Origin of the sequence: Corynebacterium sp. H127, from assembly GCF_037482665.1 — a bacterium.
GTDB lineage: Bacteria > Actinomycetota > Actinomycetes > Mycobacteriales > Mycobacteriaceae > Corynebacterium.
The window spans coordinates 80398-98141 of record NZ_JBBHKY010000002.1 but is presented as its reverse complement, the minus strand read 5'-3'; the positions used below and the strand labels follow the sequence as shown (position 1 = coordinate 98141).

The 17744-nt window shown below is 57.5% G+C and carries 16 protein-coding genes and 4 tRNA genes; 19 read left to right on the top strand and 1 reads right to left on the bottom strand.

The genetic code is table 11. The features are described from left to right. Window positions 1–3 precede the first annotated feature (3 nt). The 4 genes from menD to WG936_RS03030 all read left to right on the top strand — a co-directional run bounded on the left by menD (window position 4) and on the right by WG936_RS03030 (window position 4113). The gene (gene menD / locus WG936_RS03045) at window positions 4–1620 is read left to right on the top strand and encodes a 2-succinyl-5-enolpyruvyl-6-hydroxy-3-cyclohexene-1-carboxylic-acid synthase (RefSeq protein ID WP_339564347.1); all 1617 of its coding nucleotides are present in this window, start codon (window positions 4–6) and stop codon (window positions 1618–1620) included. Window positions 1621–1627: 7 nt separating this feature from the next. Next, entirely contained in the window at window positions 1628–2050 is a 423-nt protein-coding gene (locus WG936_RS03040) for a DUF3592 domain-containing protein (protein ID WP_339564346.1), read from the top strand. Window positions 2051–2185: 135 nt separating this feature from the next. Beyond that, the gene (locus WG936_RS03035; protein WP_339572077.1) at window positions 2186–3385 is read left to right on the top strand and encodes a glycosyltransferase family 4 protein; all 1200 of its coding nucleotides are present in this window, start codon (window positions 2186–2188) and stop codon (window positions 3383–3385) included. 41 nt (window positions 3386–3426) lie between these two features. Beyond that, window positions 3427–4113, top strand: coding sequence for a demethylmenaquinone methyltransferase (locus tag WG936_RS03030; protein WP_339564420.1), 687 nt, complete (start codon window positions 3427–3429; stop codon window positions 4111–4113). Here WG936_RS03030 and WG936_RS03025 read toward each other — a convergent pair. After that, window positions 4110–5348, bottom strand: coding sequence for a geranylgeranyl reductase family protein (locus WG936_RS03025; protein WP_339572076.1), 1239 nt, complete (start codon window positions 5346–5348; stop codon window positions 4110–4112). The genes WG936_RS03030 and WG936_RS03025 overlap by 4 nt on opposite strands. Before the next feature lie 143 nt (window positions 5349–5491). On the opposite strand from WG936_RS03025, the gene WG936_RS03020 reads away from it, so the two are divergent. From WG936_RS03020 to rpoB, 15 genes are all read left to right on the top strand, one after another. Next, complete coding sequence (locus WG936_RS03020; protein ID WP_339572075.1) at window positions 5492–6562, top strand: polyprenyl synthetase family protein; 1071 nt, start codon at window positions 5492–5494, stop codon at window positions 6560–6562. A 75-nt stretch (window positions 6563–6637) separates the two neighbouring features. After that, a tRNA-Tyr gene (locus WG936_RS03015) sits at window positions 6638–6722 on the top strand. A gap of 284 nt (window positions 6723–7006) precedes the next feature. Beyond that, a tRNA-Thr gene (locus tag WG936_RS03010) sits at window positions 7007–7079 on the top strand. Window positions 7080–7120: 41 nt separating this feature from the next. Next, window positions 7121–7192, top strand: a tRNA-Met gene (locus tag WG936_RS03005). Window positions 7193–7347: 155 nt separating this feature from the next. Next, window positions 7348–7420 (top strand) — tRNA-Trp (locus WG936_RS03000). Window positions 7421–7452: 32 nt separating this feature from the next. Further along, window positions 7453–7779, top strand: a complete 327-nt coding sequence (gene secE / locus WG936_RS02995; RefSeq protein WP_339564342.1) for a preprotein translocase subunit SecE — start codon at window positions 7453–7455, stop codon at window positions 7777–7779. Between the two features lie 136 nt (window positions 7780–7915). Then, entirely contained in the window at window positions 7916–8716 is an 801-nt protein-coding gene (gene nusG, locus WG936_RS02990) for a transcription termination/antitermination protein NusG (RefSeq protein ID WP_339572074.1), read from the top strand. 201 nt (window positions 8717–8917) lie between these two features. Then, window positions 8918–9352, top strand: coding sequence for a 50S ribosomal protein L11 (gene rplK / locus WG936_RS02985; protein WP_339564340.1), 435 nt, complete (start codon window positions 8918–8920; stop codon window positions 9350–9352). A gap of 73 nt (window positions 9353–9425) precedes the next feature. Next, window positions 9426–10130: a 50S ribosomal protein L1 gene (rplA, locus tag WG936_RS02980; protein ID WP_339564339.1), complete on the top strand. Its 705-nt coding sequence runs from the start codon at window positions 9426–9428 to the stop codon at window positions 10128–10130. A gap of 301 nt (window positions 10131–10431) precedes the next feature. Further along, window positions 10432–10872, top strand: a complete 441-nt coding sequence (locus WG936_RS02975) for a CD225/dispanin family protein (RefSeq protein ID WP_339572073.1) — start codon at window positions 10432–10434, stop codon at window positions 10870–10872. Window positions 10873–10939: 67 nt separating this feature from the next. Next, window positions 10940–11284, top strand: coding sequence for a DUF2752 domain-containing protein (locus WG936_RS02970; protein WP_339572072.1), 345 nt, complete (start codon window positions 10940–10942; stop codon window positions 11282–11284). Window positions 11285–11550: 266 nt separating this feature from the next. Further along, the gene (rplJ, locus tag WG936_RS02965; protein ID WP_339564336.1) at window positions 11551–12069 is read left to right on the top strand and encodes a 50S ribosomal protein L10; all 519 of its coding nucleotides are present in this window, start codon (window positions 11551–11553) and stop codon (window positions 12067–12069) included. A gap of 86 nt (window positions 12070–12155) precedes the next feature. Then, the gene (rplL, locus tag WG936_RS02960; protein ID WP_339564335.1) at window positions 12156–12542 is read left to right on the top strand and encodes a 50S ribosomal protein L7/L12; all 387 of its coding nucleotides are present in this window, start codon (window positions 12156–12158) and stop codon (window positions 12540–12542) included. A 347-nt stretch (window positions 12543–12889) separates the two neighbouring features. Beyond that, window positions 12890–13846 (top strand): DUF3068 domain-containing protein, encoded by a 957-nt coding sequence (locus WG936_RS02955; RefSeq protein WP_339572071.1) that lies wholly within the window; start codon window positions 12890–12892, stop codon window positions 13844–13846. A 325-nt stretch (window positions 13847–14171) separates the two neighbouring features. Continuing rightward, entirely contained in the window at window positions 14172–17672 is a 3501-nt protein-coding gene (gene rpoB / locus WG936_RS02950; RefSeq protein ID WP_339564419.1) for a DNA-directed RNA polymerase subunit beta, read from the top strand. Window positions 17673–17744: the final 72 nt, after the last annotated feature.

The window sequence follows — 17744 nt, the reverse complement described above, 5'->3', positions numbered from 1 at the left end:
GCTATGAACGCTGTGGATGTTGCATCTCGAGTTGTCGCCGAACTAGTTGCCTCCGGCATGACGGACGTAGTGGCCAGCCCTGGCTCAAGAAACGCGCCACTGCTCATGGCTTTGGCTGATTCTCCCTTGCGGCTGCATATGCGTATCGACGAGCGCAGTGCCGCCTTCTTGGCGCTGGGCATGGCTCGCGTCCAGCGCAGACAGGTTGCGGTAGTGATGACCTCTGGCACTGCAGTGGCAAACACATTGCCGGCTCTCATTGAAGCGCGGCTATCTGGCACCCCGCTGTTGATCCTTTCCGCAGATCGGCCTCGCTATTTCGTAGGTACTGGTGCCAGCCAAACAATCGAACAATTCGGGCTATTTGAGCCATATGCGAAGACCTTTGGGGTGGACGTCGATACGCGCGCGGAAACTGCGGCTGCGACGTTGCGGCGCGCCTTGGCCTACCCGCAGGCTCACGTCAACATTGCTTTCCGCAATCCACTGGTTGGGCCAGCGGTGACAACGGAGGCGGGGGAGCATGCCATCGAGCTACGTGCCGCGGATTGGGGAGTAGCGGACATCGATGTGAGCGAAGATACGCTTGTGATCGCCGGTGACGGAGCCTGGGCGGTGCCGGGTCTGGAAGACGTGCCCACCATTGCGGAGCCGACCGCTCCGGCACCCTATAACCCGATCCATCCGCTCGCGGCCACCGTGTTTTCAAAGGAACAGATTTCCGGCGAAGGGCACGTTGTCAGCACTCGGCCCAAGCAGATCATCCTGGTGGGCCATCCGACGCTGCATCGTGGGGTGCTGCAGCTCGCGCAGGATGCAGATGTGGATATCACCGTGTTGACGCGGACCAAGGACTACCACGATCCCACCGGTGTAGCCCGCCGAGTCGCGTCGCGTCTCAACGTGACGGGTGAGCCAACAAAGCAATGGCTGAAGATCGCTGCTGCGGCTTCCGAACTGGCGGCGGATGCGGTTCGGGATGGGCTGGAAAAGTCCGAAGAATTCACCGGCCTTCATGTCGCTGCCGCCGTAGCCGATACGCTAGCCGTCGGCGACAGCATCCTGATCGGCGCATCAAACCCGATCCGCGACCTCAGCTGGGTCGGAATGCCTTTCGACGGCGTGGCTGCCTATGCCCCGCGTGGCGCTGCGGGTATCGATGGCACAGTGAGCCAAGCCGTGGGTGTGGCATTGGCAACTCAGGCTGCACACCCCACGGAGATTCGAGCCCCGCGTACCGTGGCGCTGATGGGAGATGTGACTTTCCTGCATGACATCGGTGGCTTGCTCATTGGTCCTGAGGAGCCACGCCCAGAAAACCTCACCATCGTGGTGGCCAATGATAACGGCTGCGGCATTTTTGAAACGCTCGAGCAGGGGGCCCCGGATTATCGCGATCGATTCGAGCGCGTCTTCGGTACCCCACATGATGCTCAGCTGGCTGAGCTATGTGCCGGCTACGGTGTGGCCCATACCCAAGTGGAGAGTGTGCCGGAGCTAATAGCTGCGCTCGTCGATGCCACGGACGGTCCGCCGTGCTTCCAAGTGATTGAAGCGAAAACCGGGCGATCCTCGCGTCGTGAACTCCACGAAGCGATCACCGCTGCGGTGGCGTGGTAGTAGCCGTATGAATGTGCATCGTCGGGTGACCCAATTAGTACTTGCGCTGTATATCTGCGCGGTGATTGGTTGCGCCGCCATGGTGCTTGGGCCGCTACTCAACGATCGGGATATCGCGGAGAATCGCGGGCGCGCCCTAGCTCGTGTGACTTCAGTCTCTAGTTTCCGGACTACGGTGGATTACCAAGACGAATCCGGTATCTTTCATACACCCCGCGCTGGCGTGCTCTATCCAGGCGGCCTGGGGGCGGGACAGCGCGTCTGGGTGGAATATTCCAAAAGTAACCCTGAACTGGTCAAAGTGGAAGGGCGTGCCTGGACCTTGGCATTGCTGCCAGCCTTGAGTATTTGGGCGGTTGCAACGGGGATTTTCGCCGCGCTGCTCGCCCTACTCAGCTGGTGGCGTCGCCGCCTTGGGATCACAGTTTAAGCCTGCGCTCAGTGCGAGTCGTTTGCGGGAGGTCTAGGATCTCACACAGTGAGGTGCGAAACGTTCGCTTGAATGTTTCCTAACCTTAACCTTGCGACAAGGTATTGGTGGTTTTCAAAGGAGAGTATTGCTCACATGCGAGTAGCGATTGTGGCGGAGTCCTTTCTTCCAAACGTCAACGGCGTAACCAATTCCGTGCTGAGGGTGTTGGAACACCTTAAGCGTGAGGGGCATGAGGCGCTGGTTGTTGCCCCGGGCGCACGAGACTTTGAAGAAGAAATTCCGGATTACCTAGGTTTTGAAATCTTCCGCGTACCCACCATCATGGTGCCTCTGATCAACTCCCTGCCGATCGGCATTCCGATACCGGCAGTTACCCAGGTACTGCGGAACTTCCAGCCGGACATCATTCACTTGGCATCCCCATTCGTCCTGGGTGGGGCAGGAGCGCTCGCTGCACGACAGCTCCGCATACCTGCCATCGCGATCTACCAGACCGATGTCGCCGGCTTTGCCACCAAATACAAGCTCACCCCGTTGGCGGCAGCTAGCTGGGAATGGACCCGCACTTTGCACAACATGTGCCAACGCACCCTCGCCCCATCCTCAGTGACAATCGCCGAGTTGGAGTCACACGGCATCAACGAGATTTACCACTGGGGCCGAGGCGTGGATACAGAGCGCTTCCACCCTGGGAAGCGCTCCGAAGAGCTGCGTACCGCGTGGGATCCCACGCGCTCAAAGCGTATCGTCGGCTTCGTGGGGCGCTTGGCTGCAGAGAAAGGCGTGGATCGGCTGGTCTCTCTGGCGCATCGGGAAGACCTGCAGCTAGTGATAGTCGGCGATGGCCCCGAGCGTTCCAATTTGGAGAGGTTGCTTCCCACCGCAGTGTTCATGGGGGCACTCGGCGGCGAAGAACTATCCAGGGCTTATGCCAGCCTTGATCTGTTTGTGCACACCGGCGAGTTTGAGACCTTTTGTCAGGCTATTCAGGAGGCGCATGCTTCCGGGGTGCCCACCATTGGGCCTCGTGCTGGCGGGCCGATCGACTTGATCACACCAGGCGTCGATGGTGATCTGCTAGAGGTAGCAACATTCTCCGCAGATCTTCCGGCTGCTGTGGACACTATCCTGGATCCGCGACGCTATGACCGCTACGCTGCGGCCTCTCTCAACAGTGTGCGCTCGAAGAGCTGGGAGAGCCTGTGTGAGCAGCTCCTCAAGCACTACGACGAAGTTATCGAGCTTTCCAAACGCGTACCGCTGACCTTCTTTGGGCCACGGCCAGAGCTGCCGCTGTGGGCTGCGAAAGCACTAGGCGCACGCATTCACTAGGAGCGCGTTCCGCTAGTCTGAAGAGCGTGGCTAAAAAAGGAATCAAGGCAACGCTGGACAAGCAACCAATCGACGTCGCGCGGATGTTTGACCAGGTGGGCAAAAACTACGATGTGACAAACACGGTGCTTACCCTGGGGATTGACTCTTATTGGCGTCGCCGTACCCGGGAGCGTCTCGCGCTTAAGCCGGGCGAGCTGGTCTTGGACTTGGCCGCCGGCACCGCGGTGTCCACGGTTGAACTGGCAAAGTCGGGTGCGGACTGTATTGCTTGTGATTTTTCTCTCGGTATGCTGGCAGCTGGCCAGCATCGCGACGTGCCGAAGGTCGCGGGTGATGGCATGCAGCTGCCCTTCCCGGACAACACTTTCGATGCCGTCACCATCTCCTACGGTCTCCGCAACATACATGATCATGAAGCCGCAATCCGGGAACTGGCGCGAGTTACTAAACCAGGGGGCCGCCTGGCTATTGCCGAGTTTTCCACGCCAATCGTGCCAGTATTCTCGCAGGCCTATCGACTCGTATTGCGGGTGCTGCCAGCGATTGCGCGGGCTGTTAGCTCGAATCCAACGGCCTACGAATACTTAGCGGATTCCATCCGCGCTTGGCCCGAACAAGCAGCCCTGGCGCGCAAGATCAATGCCAACGGCTGGGAGAACGCAGGCTGGCAGAATCTCACCTTCGGTATCGTTGCTCTGCACTCAGCGAAGAAACCCGCCGCTTAGCTCCATAACGGCGCCGCGCCCCGCGTGCCTGTGAGGACGTGCCCGGCCCCTCGCCATACCCGGGCCACTACATCGCGGTCGGCCTCCGTGACGAGATTGCCCATCAGGCGCGCCGCTGAACGCATGATGATCGGGGTGCGCAGCCCCAGTGGGCCCACCAGCGGCAGGAACTGTGGGTACGTTAGCGCGCGCGCCAAGGTGCGCGCGAGGAGGAATGCCTCGCCGTAGCGTTCCCGCAACTGAAATGGCCACAGCAGGGTGAAATCCTTCTCTGTGCTGCATAGCTGTGCTGCCATGGCGGCGGTTTCAAGCGCGTAGTCGATGCCTTCCCCGTTGAGCGGATTCACGCAGGCTGCGGCATCGCCGATGAGGAGCCAGTTGGGGCCGGAAACCTGTGACACGGCACCTCCCATCGGGAGCAATGCGGAAGCTACCTTTGTGGGCTCGCCCAGCTGCCACTGTGTTCGCACTGAGCTGGCGTAGGAGTGTAGAAGCTTCTTAGTGTTGACCTTTGCTGGTCGCTTGTCTGTGGAGAGCGCGCCACAGCCCACGTTTGCTTCTCCTGTGCCGAGTGGGAAGATCCAGCCGTATCCAGGCTGGGCCACGCCGCTGTCATCGCGCAGCTCCAGGTGAGAGTGAATCCACGGTTCTTCAGAGAATGGCGTGGAGCAGTAGGACCTAGCGGCGATGCCGTATACCTCTCCGCGGTGCCACTGGCGTCCAAGCAGCTTGCCGAAGGTGGAGCGGACGCCGTCTGCGACAACGACGTGGCGGGGCCGCACCTGCTTCTCGACGCCCTCGTGCAACACCGTCACGGAACTAATACGGCCGCCTTTGAGCACCGGAGCCTCCGCCTGTGCCCCCAGCCACGCGGTGACGGATTCTTGGGCGAGCGCATGTTGCAGCAACAGGTGGTCGAAGTCAGTGCGTTTGCAAGCGGAACCGATCTGCCCGAACTCTGAGTCTGGCCAGGGCGCGGCCACTGAACCACCGAAACCATGCAGCTTGAGACCATGCGAGGTGTAAGTGGCGGCGAGTTGCTCCGCCAGGTGCATTTGGCTTAGCTGGTGCATAGCGCGCGGAGTGAGGCCATCGCCGCAGGTTTTGTCGCGCGGGAACTCTTGGGCGTCGATAAGCAGGACGCTCAGGCCGCGTTGGGCCGCGAAGAACGCTGCGGCGGAGCCAGCGGGGCCGGCGCCGATGATCAACACATCCGGGGTGAGGGAAGAAGTCACACACCCATTGTGGCAAGGAGCGCGAAGAAACACTCACCCGGGGTGTGTATGCGAGAATTGTTTGAGCTACCGTATAGAGCTAACTAGTCATTTTCTGACCCCACACCGTTAGGGGCAGCGACCAAGATCGAGGACAGCGACCAATGAGCAACGGCCAGGCCTCCGCGCCGACCTCTGGCTATCAGCCAGAACAGCTAGTCACTCAGGTGACCGCGGCGGATGGAAACGTCCCACAGATATCGCTAGGGGATCCAGAGCTTAGTGAAGCTGTGTCGAAGGGCCTTGCCCAGGTTGAACAGCTGCTTCAGGATGAGCTCTCCCGTGGCGAAGACTTCGTTATTGACAAGGTGCTCCACCTTACCGAGGCCGGTGGCAAGCGTTTTCGCCCCATGTTCGCCCTAATTGCGTCCCAATACGGTGTGCGCCCCGGCTCCGATGATGTTATCCAGGCTGCCACCGTGGTGGAAATGACCCACCTGGCGACCCTCTATCACGACGACGTGATGGATGAAGCCGACAAGCGTCGTGGCGTGGATTCCGCAAACGCCCGCTGGAACAACTCGGTAGCAATCCTCGCCGGCGACATTCTGCTGGCCAACATTTCGCGCATCATGGCCAACCTGGGTGTGGAAACCGTTGCGCACTTCGCGGAGACGTTCCACGACCTAGTAACTGGGCAAATGCGGGAGACCGTGGGGGCGCGTGGTGGCGATGAAATCGAGCACTACATGGCTGTTATTCGCGAAAAGACGGGCGTCCTCATCGCATCCGCTGGCTACCTCGGGGCATTGCACTCTGGGGCACCTGATGAGATTCGGGATGCGCTGTATCGCTACGGCTATGACATCGGCATGGTGTTCCAGATTGTGGATGACATCATCGATATTTTTTCCGACTACACCCAGTCTGGCAAGAACCCCGGCACCGACCTGCGCGAAGGCGTGTTCACCCTGCCAGTGCTCTACGCACTTGCGGAGCAAACCTCGGTCGGCGAGCAGCTGCGAGCCAAACTCACCGGGCCCATCGGTGAAGACGATGCTTTGCTCACTGAGGTGCTGGCGCTGCTGGAGCAGTCCACCGGCCGCGAGCGGGCGCTTGCCGACGTCCATGCGCTCCTCAACAATGCTGAAGAGCAACTCGCACTGTTGCCGGCTGGCCCGGCCACAGAAGCATTAGCGACATTGGCGCGTATGACCGTGGCTCGTGTCGGCTAGTTTAAGGTTGTTGACCAGCTGATTTGCTCTTTGGTGTGGGGTTCATAGTAATGTATCTATCGCACCTTGGTGCATGCCAGATTGCCCGAGCGGCCAAAGGGAGCGGATTGTAAATCCGTCGGCATTGCCTACGTTGGTTCGAATCCATCATCTGGCACCAAGTAAGAACCCGCCTGACTCACGTGTGAGGGAGGCGGGTTTTGTGTTTCACGCGCTCGGTGATCATGATTTCACCATCATGATTAACTGAGTGGCGGCGTGTTTGGGATCGAGGTAGCACGACTGCCACTCTCACAATCATCATCGTGAAATCATATTCGCCGAGTGATGTGAAAAACTAACCCTGACCACCTGATTTGTGTTAGCGCAAACAATGCGGTTATTCTACTCAAGGCTTCAACGAGAGCAGGCAGGTAATACTGCCACGGCACAAGAAGAAGCTGTGCCCCCTTAGCTCAGTCGGCAGAGCGTTTCCATGGTAAGGAAAAGGTCGACAGTTCGATTCTGTCAGGGGGCTCTGTTCTTTTTCTAGGCTTCAGGCCTTAGGAAGATGAACGTGGCGGTGTAGCTCAGTGGTAGAGCAAACGACTCATAATCGTTGTGTCGCGAGTTCAATTCTCGCCATCGCTACCGAGACTGGAAAGAATCTGTCCTTGCGCCGAGCGCAGGGACTATTTTTGCAAGGTCTCAACGCTAAGTCACCTTGGTGGCTGCACCTGATGGTTTGAAATCGGGGCGGCGTAAGCTAAAGTGGTTCCGTACTGCTCATCAAGAGTGGTGCATGAAGGGGCGTAGCTCAATTGGCAGAGCAACGGTCTCCAAAACCGTAGGTTGCAGGTTCGATTCCTGTCGCCCCTGCAAGGAAACCTTCATTGGATCAAGGAGCTTAAGTGACTGAAGATCGTCAGCCAGACAATGTGGCGGCAGCTGCTCGCCCAACTGGTAAGCGTCAGCTCACTGGGGCATCCACCTCTTCCACGCAGGTTGCGGCTAAGAAAGCTGCGCGCAAGGAAGCGGATAATGAGAAACTTGGCGGTGGCGTCGTAGCTTTCATGCCTGAAGTAGGCACGGAGCTGAAAAAGGTCATTTGGCCGACCGCCAAGCAAATGGCCGTGTACACCGCTGTGGTGTTTGTGTTTCTGATCCTGATGACTGCCCTCGTATCAGGGGTAGATTTCCTCGCAGGCCTCGGAGTTGAGAAAGTCCTCGTTCCGTAGTTAGAATCTAAAAAGACTTAAAACATCCCGCCGATATCCCGCAAGGGTACGGCGGGATAATTTATTGCATGAAGCCGCGCGGTAGGATGGTTGGAAGGCCAGACCCGCTGAACTTAACTTGGAGCGAAAGTACACAATGAGCGACGAATTTACGCCTGAGGCTGACGTCAACACGGACCTGAACGAGGCAGCCCAGGTTGCCGACGAGAAGGAGCAGGCTGCCGACGCCCAGCTCGCACAAGCCGCTGAGGCTCTGGGTGACACTGAAGGCTCTGCAGAGGACATCGCGCTGGCAGAATACAAAACCCGCTTGCGTGCCTATGTGCGCGAGCTGAAGAAGCTGCCCGGCCAGTGGTACATCATCCAGTGCTACTCCGGTTATGAAAACAAGGTGAAGACGAACCTCGACATGCGTGCTCAGACGCTTGAGGTAGAAGACTCCATCTACGACGTTGTTGTTCCTATCGAAGAAGCAACCGAAATTCGCGATGGCAAGCGCAAGCTGGTCAAGCGCAAGCTTCTTCCGGGCTACGTATTGGTGCGCATGGACATCAATGACCGCTCTTGGTCTGTGGTGCGCGATACCCCAGGTGTTACCTCCTTCGTTGGCAACGAAGGCAATGCGACCCCTGTGAAGCACCGCGACGTGGCTAAGTTCCTTATGCCGCAGACCGCACCGGCCGAGGGCGACGCCGAGGCTAACAACGCCGAAGGTGAAAAGGTCATTGCGCAGCCGATCTCCGATTCCGCCAAGGCTCCACAGGTTGACTTCCAGGTGGGCGAAGCTGTCACCATTCTCACAGGTGCCCTCGCATCGGTTTCCGCGACCATCTCTGAGATCGACGCTGAAAATGGCAAGCTCCAGGCATTGGTCTCCATCTTTGGTCGCGAGACCCCAGTCGAGCTCACATTTGACCAGGTGGAGAAGATCTCCTAGCACTGGATTTCTTGCAGCCCGCCGTCGAAAAGCGCAATTTGTTTCGAGGGCGGGCTGTGGCGTAGGGTAGTACCTCGCGCGTCTATTCTGATGCGCTCACATTCATCTCCCCGGTGGCTTGGTAAGGCCAGGCATCCGGACGCAATCACAGCAAGCATCGAAGGCTGTGATTATGCGGTACCACGGAAAGTAGGTAATTCGATGGCTCCGAAGAAGAAGGTCACTGGCCTCATCAAGCTCCAGATCCAGGCGGGCGCTGCTAACCCAGCTCCTCCAGTTGGCCCAGCACTTGGTGCGCAGGGTGTCAACATCATGGAATTCTGCAAGGCTTATAATGCTGCAACTGAATCCCAGCGTGGCAACGTTGTTCCTGTTGAGATCACCGTTTATGAAGACCGCTCCTTCACCTTCAAGCTGAAGACCCCTCCTGCTGCAAAGCTGCTGCTGAAGGCTGCTGGCCTGCAGAAGGGCTCCGGCGTCCCGCACACCCAGAAGGTTGGCAAGGTCACCATGGATCAGTGCCGCGAGATCGCCACCACCAAGAAGGAAGACCTCAACGCTAATGACGTCGAGGCAGGCGCAAAGATCATCGCCGGCACCGCCCGCTCCATGGGTATCACCGTCGAAGGCGCTTAATTCGCAGCACTAACCGTGGAAGGGCCAGCTTACGGCCCGTTTCACCACAATTTTTCGCAAAGGAAAAATCCAAATGAGCAAGAACTCTAAGGCATTCAAGGCTGCTGCCGAGCTTATCGACGCCGGCCGCATCTACTCCCCAATCGACGCTGCAAAGCTCGTCAAGGAGACCTCCTCTAAGAACTACGACGCTTCTGTCGACGTTGCTATCCGCCTGGGCGTAGACCCACGCAAGGCTGACCAGCTGGTCCGCGGCACCGTAAACCTGCCACACGGCACCGGTAAGTCCGTTCGCGTTGCAGTCTTCGCTGCAGGCGAAAAGGCTACCGAAGCTGAGGCAGCAGGCGCAGACATCGTTGGCACCGACGAGCTGATCGAGCAGATCAACGCAGGCACCATCGACTTTGACGTCGCAATCGCCACCCCAGATCAGATGGCAAAGGTCGGCCGCGTAGCTCGCGTCCTCGGCCCACGTGGTCTGATGCCTAACCCTAAGACCGGCACCGTCACCAACGACGTAGCTAAGGCTATCGAAGAAGTCAAGGGCGGCAAGATCTCTTTCCGCGTCGACAAGGCTTCCAACCTGCACGCTTTGATCGGCAAGGCTTCCTTCGATGCTGAGAAGCTGGCTGAGAACTACGGCGCTCTCATCGACGAGATCCAGCGCCTCAAGCCTTCTTCCGCAAAGGGCATCTACATTCAGAAGATCACCCTTTCTTCCACCTCGGGCCCTGGCATCCCAGTTGACCCATCGGTTCAGAAGAACTACGCAGGCTAGTCTTTAGCTGATCCGCGCTACCGCCATTCCCTTACTGGGGGAGGCGGTAGTTTTCGTTTTGGGCAAAAGTAGTTTTCCTTGCCTTGCGGCGAATTTGCGTGGATTTGCTCATAGGCAATGGACGTTCTGCAAATGTTTCCGATTTGTTACTCACTGTTTTGAGGTGCAGAAACATGTCGAACCTACATCGAAATACTTAGTCCCGCCTAAAAGATACGAGGACACGGGTTAGCAACCTTGCTAATGTGTCGCTTGCGTGAAAAATTAAATGACTGACGTTTCAACTATTTAGGATTAACCAATGACCACACCGCAGAACCCGTTCAATGGCGACAACAACAACTCGGGCCAGGGAGACGCAACACCATATGGTGGCGCCTCCTACGGTCAGGATGCAACAGGTGCGGCTAACAACAACGCCTATGGTGCCGCAGGTAGCTACCCAAATGCTAGCTACGCAAACCAGCAGCCAGCGGGCGAGCGTCCCCAGAATTACCTGGTGTGGGCGATTCTCTCCACCGTCTTGTGTTGTCTGCCAGCGGGCATCGTGTCCATCATTTTTGCCACCCAGGTGAACAGCAAATACGACCAGGGGGATTATGCAGGCGCTCTTGCATCCTCTAAGAAGGCCAAGAATTGGGCCATCATCTCCGCTGTAATCGGCGTCATTCTGATCATCATCAGCATCATCTTGCAGGTTGTTGCAGGCGGCCTCGCCGGTTACGATACATCTTCGATGTAATTTGAAATCTCTCGCAGCTCATCCAGTAGCGCCGCTGTTAGTAGGGGGTGTTGCGGTGTGTAGCTGCATGGCCATCGCGGCTGCAGACCCCGCCACTCCAGGCGGGGTCATTCCTGTTTGCCCTACCAAAGCCCTCCTGGGTATCAACTGTCCTGGATGCGGTTCAATGCGCATGATCCAGTGCATCTCACAGCTGAGGTTTAATGATGCGCTGCGGTACAACGCACTCGGTTTTCTGTTCGTCCTGCTTCTGGCCTGGAGCTGGGGGGCGTGGATGCTGAGAACCCGCGGCTATATGGTCGCAGACTGGTTGAACTGGCGTTTTGCGCCACAATTCGTGCTCCTGTTGACCATTGCCTGGTTTGTCATTCGGTTGCTCCCATTCGAGCCGTTCCTGCATCTCAGGGTCTGAATTTGTTTTTGCAGTATTGGGAAGATAAAGTATCCCAAGAAGTTTGAAACGTCGCGATGCGGCGTATCTCAAGTTTCACCGAAGACCGTCGGTCACCTTCCAACAGGAAGGTCGAAGGAGTTCTTAACCGGAACCGGCCCACGCAGGAGTAACTAGAGTCCATCCTCAAGTAATTGAGTGTTGTGCCCTGTGCTCTTGCACGGGGCTTTTCTTATGGGAAAGCCTCGGCGGACAACGTTCATATACATGAGGAAGGAGGCGAAGTAATGGCAAACGCAAAGAACACTGCTGCTCTGGCAGAGCTGAAGGAGAAGTTCGAAGGTGCTAACTCGATCGTTTTGACCGAGTACCGCGGTCTAACCGTGGCACAGACCACCGAACTGCGTCGTGCTCTGGGCTCTGATGTTCAGTACTCCGTCGCCAAGAACACCATGATCAAGCTGGCTGCTAAAGAAGCTGGCGTTGAAGGTCTTGATGATCTCCTTACCGGTCCTACCGCTGTTGCCTTTATCAAGGGCGAGGCTGTAGATGCTGCTAAGGCACTGAAGAAGTTCGGTGGCGACAACAAGGCATTCGTGGTCAAGGGTGGCTACATGGATGGTAACGCTCTGAGCGCAGCTCAGGTCGATGCTATCGCCGAGCTGGACAACCGAGAGACCACTCTCGCGAAGCTGGCAGGCGCCATGAAGGGCAACTTGGCAAAGGCTGCAGGCCTGTTCAACGCTCCTGCTTCCCAGGTCGCACGCCTCGGCGCTGCGCTGCAGGAAAAGAAGCAGGGCGAATAATCTGCTCCGGCAGATTCGCATTTAAACCACATACTTCACCACCGGCCCTTCACTACTAGGGCTGACAAACGAAAGGACTTGCCATCATGGCTAAGCTCACCAAGGACGAGCTCATTGAAGCTTTCAAGGAAATGACCCTCATCGAGCTCTCTGAGTTCGTTAAGGAATTCGAAGAGGTCTTCGAAGTTACCGCTGCTGCTCCAGTTGCAGTTGCTGCTGCAGGCGCTGCAGGCGGCGAAGCTGCTGCTGCAGAAGAGAAGGACGAGTTCGACGTCGTTCTCGAGGACGCTGGCGCAAAGAAGATCGGCGTTATTAAGGCTGTCCGCGAGCTCGTCTCCGGCCTGGGCCTGAAGGAAGCTAAGGAGCTCGTTGAGGGCGCACCTAAGGCTATCATCGAGGGCGCAAACAAGGACGACGCTGAGGCTGCAAAGGCTAAGCTCGAAGAGGCTGGCGCAAAGGTTACCCTCAAGTAATCTCGCTTTAACTTCGCATTACCCGCTGTCCCTGGTTTCAGGGCGGCGGGTTTTGTCTTGCCTTTTGGTTTTGTGGACTATTGCTTCCTCGGGAATGGCGTGAGGCGGGGAGTGGGGCCCTGCCAAGATCCGACTTTCATATTTCGACCACAGCACTTCACACTCCGCACTGTCCTGGGCAAATGCAAACGCTCCCAGCTGAAAGTCGGATCATGAAAGTCGGAATTCGGCGAAAACCAAGGCCAGCCCGTCTTTGTGGAATCAAGGGCCGCGCTGTCAGCATTCCATTGCGCAAACCCCGCCACGTGTGGTTCGACATCCCAAGTAGCCCAGGTAACATGTTCAGCATGCTTCCTAAGTCCCGAATTTTTTCCGCGCTTCTAGTGGGCCTGGGTGCCATGCTGCTTGCGTGGGGACTGCTCTCTCCCTTTTTCCTGCATTTTGACGGCAGGATGCCACTTGACCTGCGAAACACCACTTTCACGTTGCAGGATGAACAGGCAAAGACTCGCATCCCGCAGCAGGAGCGGACGGTGACAGCACCTGTTACTCGTCAGTATCACGCGGAGTTTATGGATCCGGTGGATACGAATTCGGTTACGGCGCGGATCGGCGTGAGTACGCTGCGCGAAAGCAATCAGGCGGATCTGGATCGACTCATTGAGGCGAGCGTGTGGAGCTACCGGCTGGATCGCTACACCGGTGATGCTATGACGGAGGCCACGATGTCGGACCAGCCGGCGAGTGCCGCTAAGCAGGTGCCGGTTGATTCGTTGTGGGTGAAGTTTCCGGTGAAGTCCCAGCAGACCACATATCAGGTTTTTGACGTCACCTTGCGCAAGCCGGTTGCGGCTGAGTTTGCTGAGGAGATGGAGATCGACGGGCGCACTGTCTATCGCTATCGGCAGAATATCGAGCCGACTAACGTCGCGATGAGCTATGCGGGCCCGTTTAATACCATCACGCTCCCGGACGGGGAAAAGGCCTACCTGTTCCATTCGGGTACCCGAGACTATTTTGTGGACCAGAAGTCTGGCCTCGTGGTGGACATCCATGAGCAAATCGACGACTTCTACGGTTCGCGCTCCGGCGAGAAGAAAGAGCAGCAGTTGCTTTTCGACGGCCAACTGAGCGAAGAATCCCGTAGTCAGATGCTCGCTCAGGCAGCGGACATCAAAGATGGATCGGTTGCGAGAATGCTGAATTGGGTGGCGATTGGGGCCGGCATGCTATTCCTTGTCATTGGTTTGGCAGGGGTGTTTGGCATCTTTAAACGCCGGAAAAACGTGACGGGCAGAGCCTGACTTGAGGCGTGTCTGATGTGCGTGCTTGGATGCTGTGTTACAGTGCCCGCAACGCATTCGGATTGCAGCACCACAAAGGTTGAGCGTTCGCCTTTACTTCCAGCGGTTTCTGATATAGGCTGTTTCTTTGCACTGGAATCTTTGGCCAGTTTTTTAGAAAGACCTTGACAAGCGGAACTAAAAAGCCGATTTGACAAGGTCATTCCGTGCTATCTGGATGCGAGTTGCGTTCAGGGCTCGAACTGGCTGATTCCTTAAGCAGACCGAATGCTCAAAGTAAGTGATTAGCGCCCTTTACCCACTTTAGGGGTGCTAGTTGCGTGAGGTGCTGGAAGGACGCATCTTGGCAGTCTCCCGCCAGACCAAGTCTATGGCCGAAATCCCTGGAGCTCCGAAGCGATACTCGTTCGCTAAAGTTACGGAGCCAATCGAGGTCCCTGGTCTTTTGGACCTTCAGCTCGAATCTTTTGCATGGCTCGTCGGCACGCCGGAATGGCGTGAGCGTATGCAAGCAGAAGTCGGCGAAGGCCAAAAAGTAACCAGCGGTCTCGAAGACATTCTTGATGAGTTGTCCCCGATTCAGGACTACTCCGGAAATATGTCGCTTTCCTTGTCTGAGCCTCGTTTTGAAGAGGTTAAGCACTCTATTGATGAGTCCAAGGACAAGGACATTAATTACTCCGCGCCGCTGTACGTCACCGCGGAATTCGTCAACAACGAAACCGGTGAGATTAAGTCTCAGACCGTTTTCATTGGCGATTTCCCGATGATGACGAACAAGGGCACGTTCATCGTCAACGGCACCGAGCGTGTCGTTGTCTCCCAGCTGGTGCGCTCCCCAGGCGTGTACTTCGATGAGTCCATCGATAAGTCCACCGAGCGTCCGCTGCATGCTGTGAAGGTGATTCCTTCTCGTGGTGCATGGCTGGAATTTGACGTCGATAAGCGCGACACCGTTGGTGTGCGTATTGACCGCAAGCGTCGCCAGCCGGTGACCGTCCTGCTGAAGGCTTTCGGCTGGACCACCGAGCAGATCAAGGAGCGCTTCGGCTTCTCCGAGATCATGATGTCCACCCTGGAGTCCGACGGTGTGAGCAACACCGACGAGGCACTCCTGGAGATCTACCGCAAGCAGCGCCCAGGCGAACAGCCTACCCGCGACCTTGCGCAATCTCTGCTGGACAACTCCTTCTTCCGTGCGAAGCGCTACGACCTGGCGAAGGTTGGTCGCTACAAGATCAACCGCAAGCTAGGACTTGGCGGCGACCACGACGGTCTGATGACGCTGACCGAAGAGGACATCGCCACCACCATCGAGTACCTGGTGCGTCTGCACGCCGGTGAAACCTCCATGACCAGCCCAAACGGCGAAGTCATTCCGGTGGAAACCGACGACATCGATCACTTTGGTAACCGTCGCCTGCGCACCGTTGGCGAACTGATTCAGAACCAGGTTCGTGTTGGCCTGTCCCGCATGGAGCGCGTCGTTCGCGAGCGCATGACCACGCAGGACGCTGAGTCCATCACGCCTACCTCCTTGATCAACGTTCGCCCGGTTTCTGCTGCGATTCGTGAGTTCTTCGGAACTTCGCAGCTGTCTCAGTTCATGGACCAGAACAACTCCCTGTCGGGCCTGACGCACAAGCGTCGTCTGTCCGCACTGGGCCCAGGTGGTCTGTCCCGTGAGCGTGCTGGCATCGAAGTGCGAGACGTGCACCCATCTCACTACGGCCGCATGTGCCCAATTGAGACTCCAGAAGGCCCGAACATTGGTCTGATCGGCTCGCTGTCTTCCTACGCCAAGGTCAACCCATTCGGTTTCATCGAGACGCCATACCGCAAGGTAGAAAACGGCGTGCTGACTGATCACATCGATTACCTGACCGCGGACGAAGAAGACCGCTTCGTGGTGGCGCAGGCCTCCACGTTGTATGACGAGAACGGCAAGATCACTGAAGATCGCGTCGCAGTTCGTCTGAAGAACGGCGATATCGAGGTCGTACAGTCCACTGATATCGACTACATGGACGTTTCTCCTCGTCAGATGGTTTCCGTGGCAACCGCCATGATTCCATTCCTCGAGCACGACGACGCTAACCGTGCCCTCATGGGTGCGAACATGCAGCGTCAGGCTGTGCCACTGGTTCGTTCCGAGGCCCCATATGTGGGCACCGGTATGGAAAAGCGCGCCGCTTATGACGCAGGCGACCTGGTCATCTCCAAGAAGGCCGGCATTGTAGAGAACATGGCTGCGGACTTCATCACCATTATGGGTGATGACGGCATCCGTGACACCTACATGCTCCGCAAGTTCCAGCGCACTAACCAGGGCACCTCTTACAACCAGAAGCCTCTCGTTGACATGGGTCAGCGTGTGGAAGCTGGCCAGGTGCTCGCAGACGGTCCTGGTACCGCCAATGGTGAAATGGCCCTCGGTCGCAACCTGCTCGTGGCATTCATGCCATGGGAAGGCCACAACTACGAGGACGCTATCATCCTGAACCAGCGCCTGGTGGAAGATGACATCCTGACCTCGATCCACATCGAGGAGCACGAGATCGATGCTCGCGACACCAAGCTTGGTGCCGAAGAGATCACCCGTGAGATCCCAAATGTTTCTGAAGACGTGCTCAAGGATCTCGACGAGCGTGGCATCGTCCGCATCGGCGCCGACGTCCGTGACGGCGATATCCTCGTGGGTAAGGTTACGCCGAAGGGCGAGACCGAGCTGACCCCTGAAGAGCGCCTCCTGCGCGCCATCTTTGGCGAGAAGGCCCGCGAAGTCCGCGACACCTCCATGAAGGTGCCACACGGTGAGACCGGCAAGGTCATCGGCGTGCGACGCTTCTCCCGCGAGGACGATGACGACCTCGCGCCAGGTGTCAACGAAATGATCCGCGTCTACGTGGCACAAAAGCGCAAGATCCAGGACGGCGATAAGCTCGCCGGCCGTCACGGCAACAAGGGTGTCGTGGGCAAGATCCTGCCGCAGGAAGATATGCCATTCATGCCTGACGGCACCCCAGTGGACATCATCCTGAACACCCACGGTGTGCCTCGTCGTATGAACATCGGCCAGGTTCTGGAAGTCCACCTTGGTTGGCTCGCAGCTGCGGGCTGGCACGTTGACCCTGAGGACATCAAGAACGCCAAACTGTTGGAGACCTTGCCAGAGGAGCTCTACGACGTTCCGGCTGGTTCGCTCACCGCAACACCAGTGTTCGACGGTGCTTCTAACGATGAACTGGCAGGTCTGCTGGCTAACTCGCTGCCAAACCGTGACGGCGAAGTCATGGTTAATCAAGACGGCAAGGCAGTGCTGTTCGACGGTCGTTCCGGCGAGCCATTCCCGTACCCAGTCTCTGTCGGCTACATGTACATCTTGAAGCTGCACCACTTGGTTGACGAGAAGATCCACGCTCGTTCCACCGGCCCTTACTCCATGATCACCCAGCAGCCACTCGGTGGTAAAGCCCAGTTCGGTGGCCAGCGCTTCGGTGAAATGGAAGTGTGGGCGATGCAGGCATACGGCGCCGCCTACACCCTGCAGGAGTTGCTGACCATCAAGTCTGATGACGTGGTTGGTCGTGTGAAGGTCTATGAAGCCATCGTGAAGGGTGAAAACATCCCTGACCCTGGCATTCCAGAGTCCTTCAAGGTGCTCCTCAAGGAGCTGCAGTCGCTGTGTCTTAACGTGGAGGTTCTCTCCGCCGATGGCACCCCGATGGAGCTCGGCACCACCGACGACGACGAGTTTGACCAGGCCGGTGCCTCCCTCGGCATCAACCTGTCCCGCGACGAGCGTTCCGACGCCGACATCGCGTAGCTCACGGTCTTTGCCGCTTTTCGACGGCCACTGGTTTGCACACTGTGGCCGTCGAAAAGCGAAAAGGCAAAC

Bases quoted from the DNA above. Each gene is read 5' to 3' on its own strand.
- rplL (WP_339564335.1), top strand. From the start codon at position 12,156: ATGGCTAAGCTCACCAAGGACGAGCTCATTGAAGCTTTCAAGGAAATG.
- WG936_RS03040 (WP_339564346.1), top strand. From the start codon at position 1,628: ATGAATGTGCATCGTCGGGTGACCCAATTAGTACTTGCGCTGTATATC.
- nusG (WP_339572074.1), top strand. From the start codon at position 7,916: ATGAGCGACGAATTTACGCCTGAGGCTGACGTCAACACGGACCTGAAC.
- menD (WP_339564347.1), top strand. From the start codon at position 4: ATGAACGCTGTGGATGTTGCATCTCGAGTTGTCGCCGAACTAGTTGCC.
- WG936_RS03020 (WP_339572075.1), top strand. From the start codon at position 5,492: ATGAGCAACGGCCAGGCCTCCGCGCCGACCTCTGGCTATCAGCCAGAA.
- WG936_RS02970 (WP_339572072.1), top strand. From the start codon at position 10,940: ATGGCCATCGCGGCTGCAGACCCCGCCACTCCAGGCGGGGTCATTCCT.
- WG936_RS02955 (WP_339572071.1), top strand. From the start codon at position 12,890: ATGCTTCCTAAGTCCCGAATTTTTTCCGCGCTTCTAGTGGGCCTGGGT.
- WG936_RS02975 (WP_339572073.1), top strand. From the start codon at position 10,432: ATGACCACACCGCAGAACCCGTTCAATGGCGACAACAACAACTCGGGC.
- rplA (WP_339564339.1), top strand. From the start codon at position 9,426: ATGAGCAAGAACTCTAAGGCATTCAAGGCTGCTGCCGAGCTTATCGAC.
- rplJ (WP_339564336.1), top strand. From the start codon at position 11,551: ATGGCAAACGCAAAGAACACTGCTGCTCTGGCAGAGCTGAAGGAGAAG.
- WG936_RS03035 (WP_339572077.1), top strand. From the start codon at position 2,186: ATGCGAGTAGCGATTGTGGCGGAGTCCTTTCTTCCAAACGTCAACGGC.
- rplK (WP_339564340.1), top strand. From the start codon at position 8,918: ATGGCTCCGAAGAAGAAGGTCACTGGCCTCATCAAGCTCCAGATCCAG.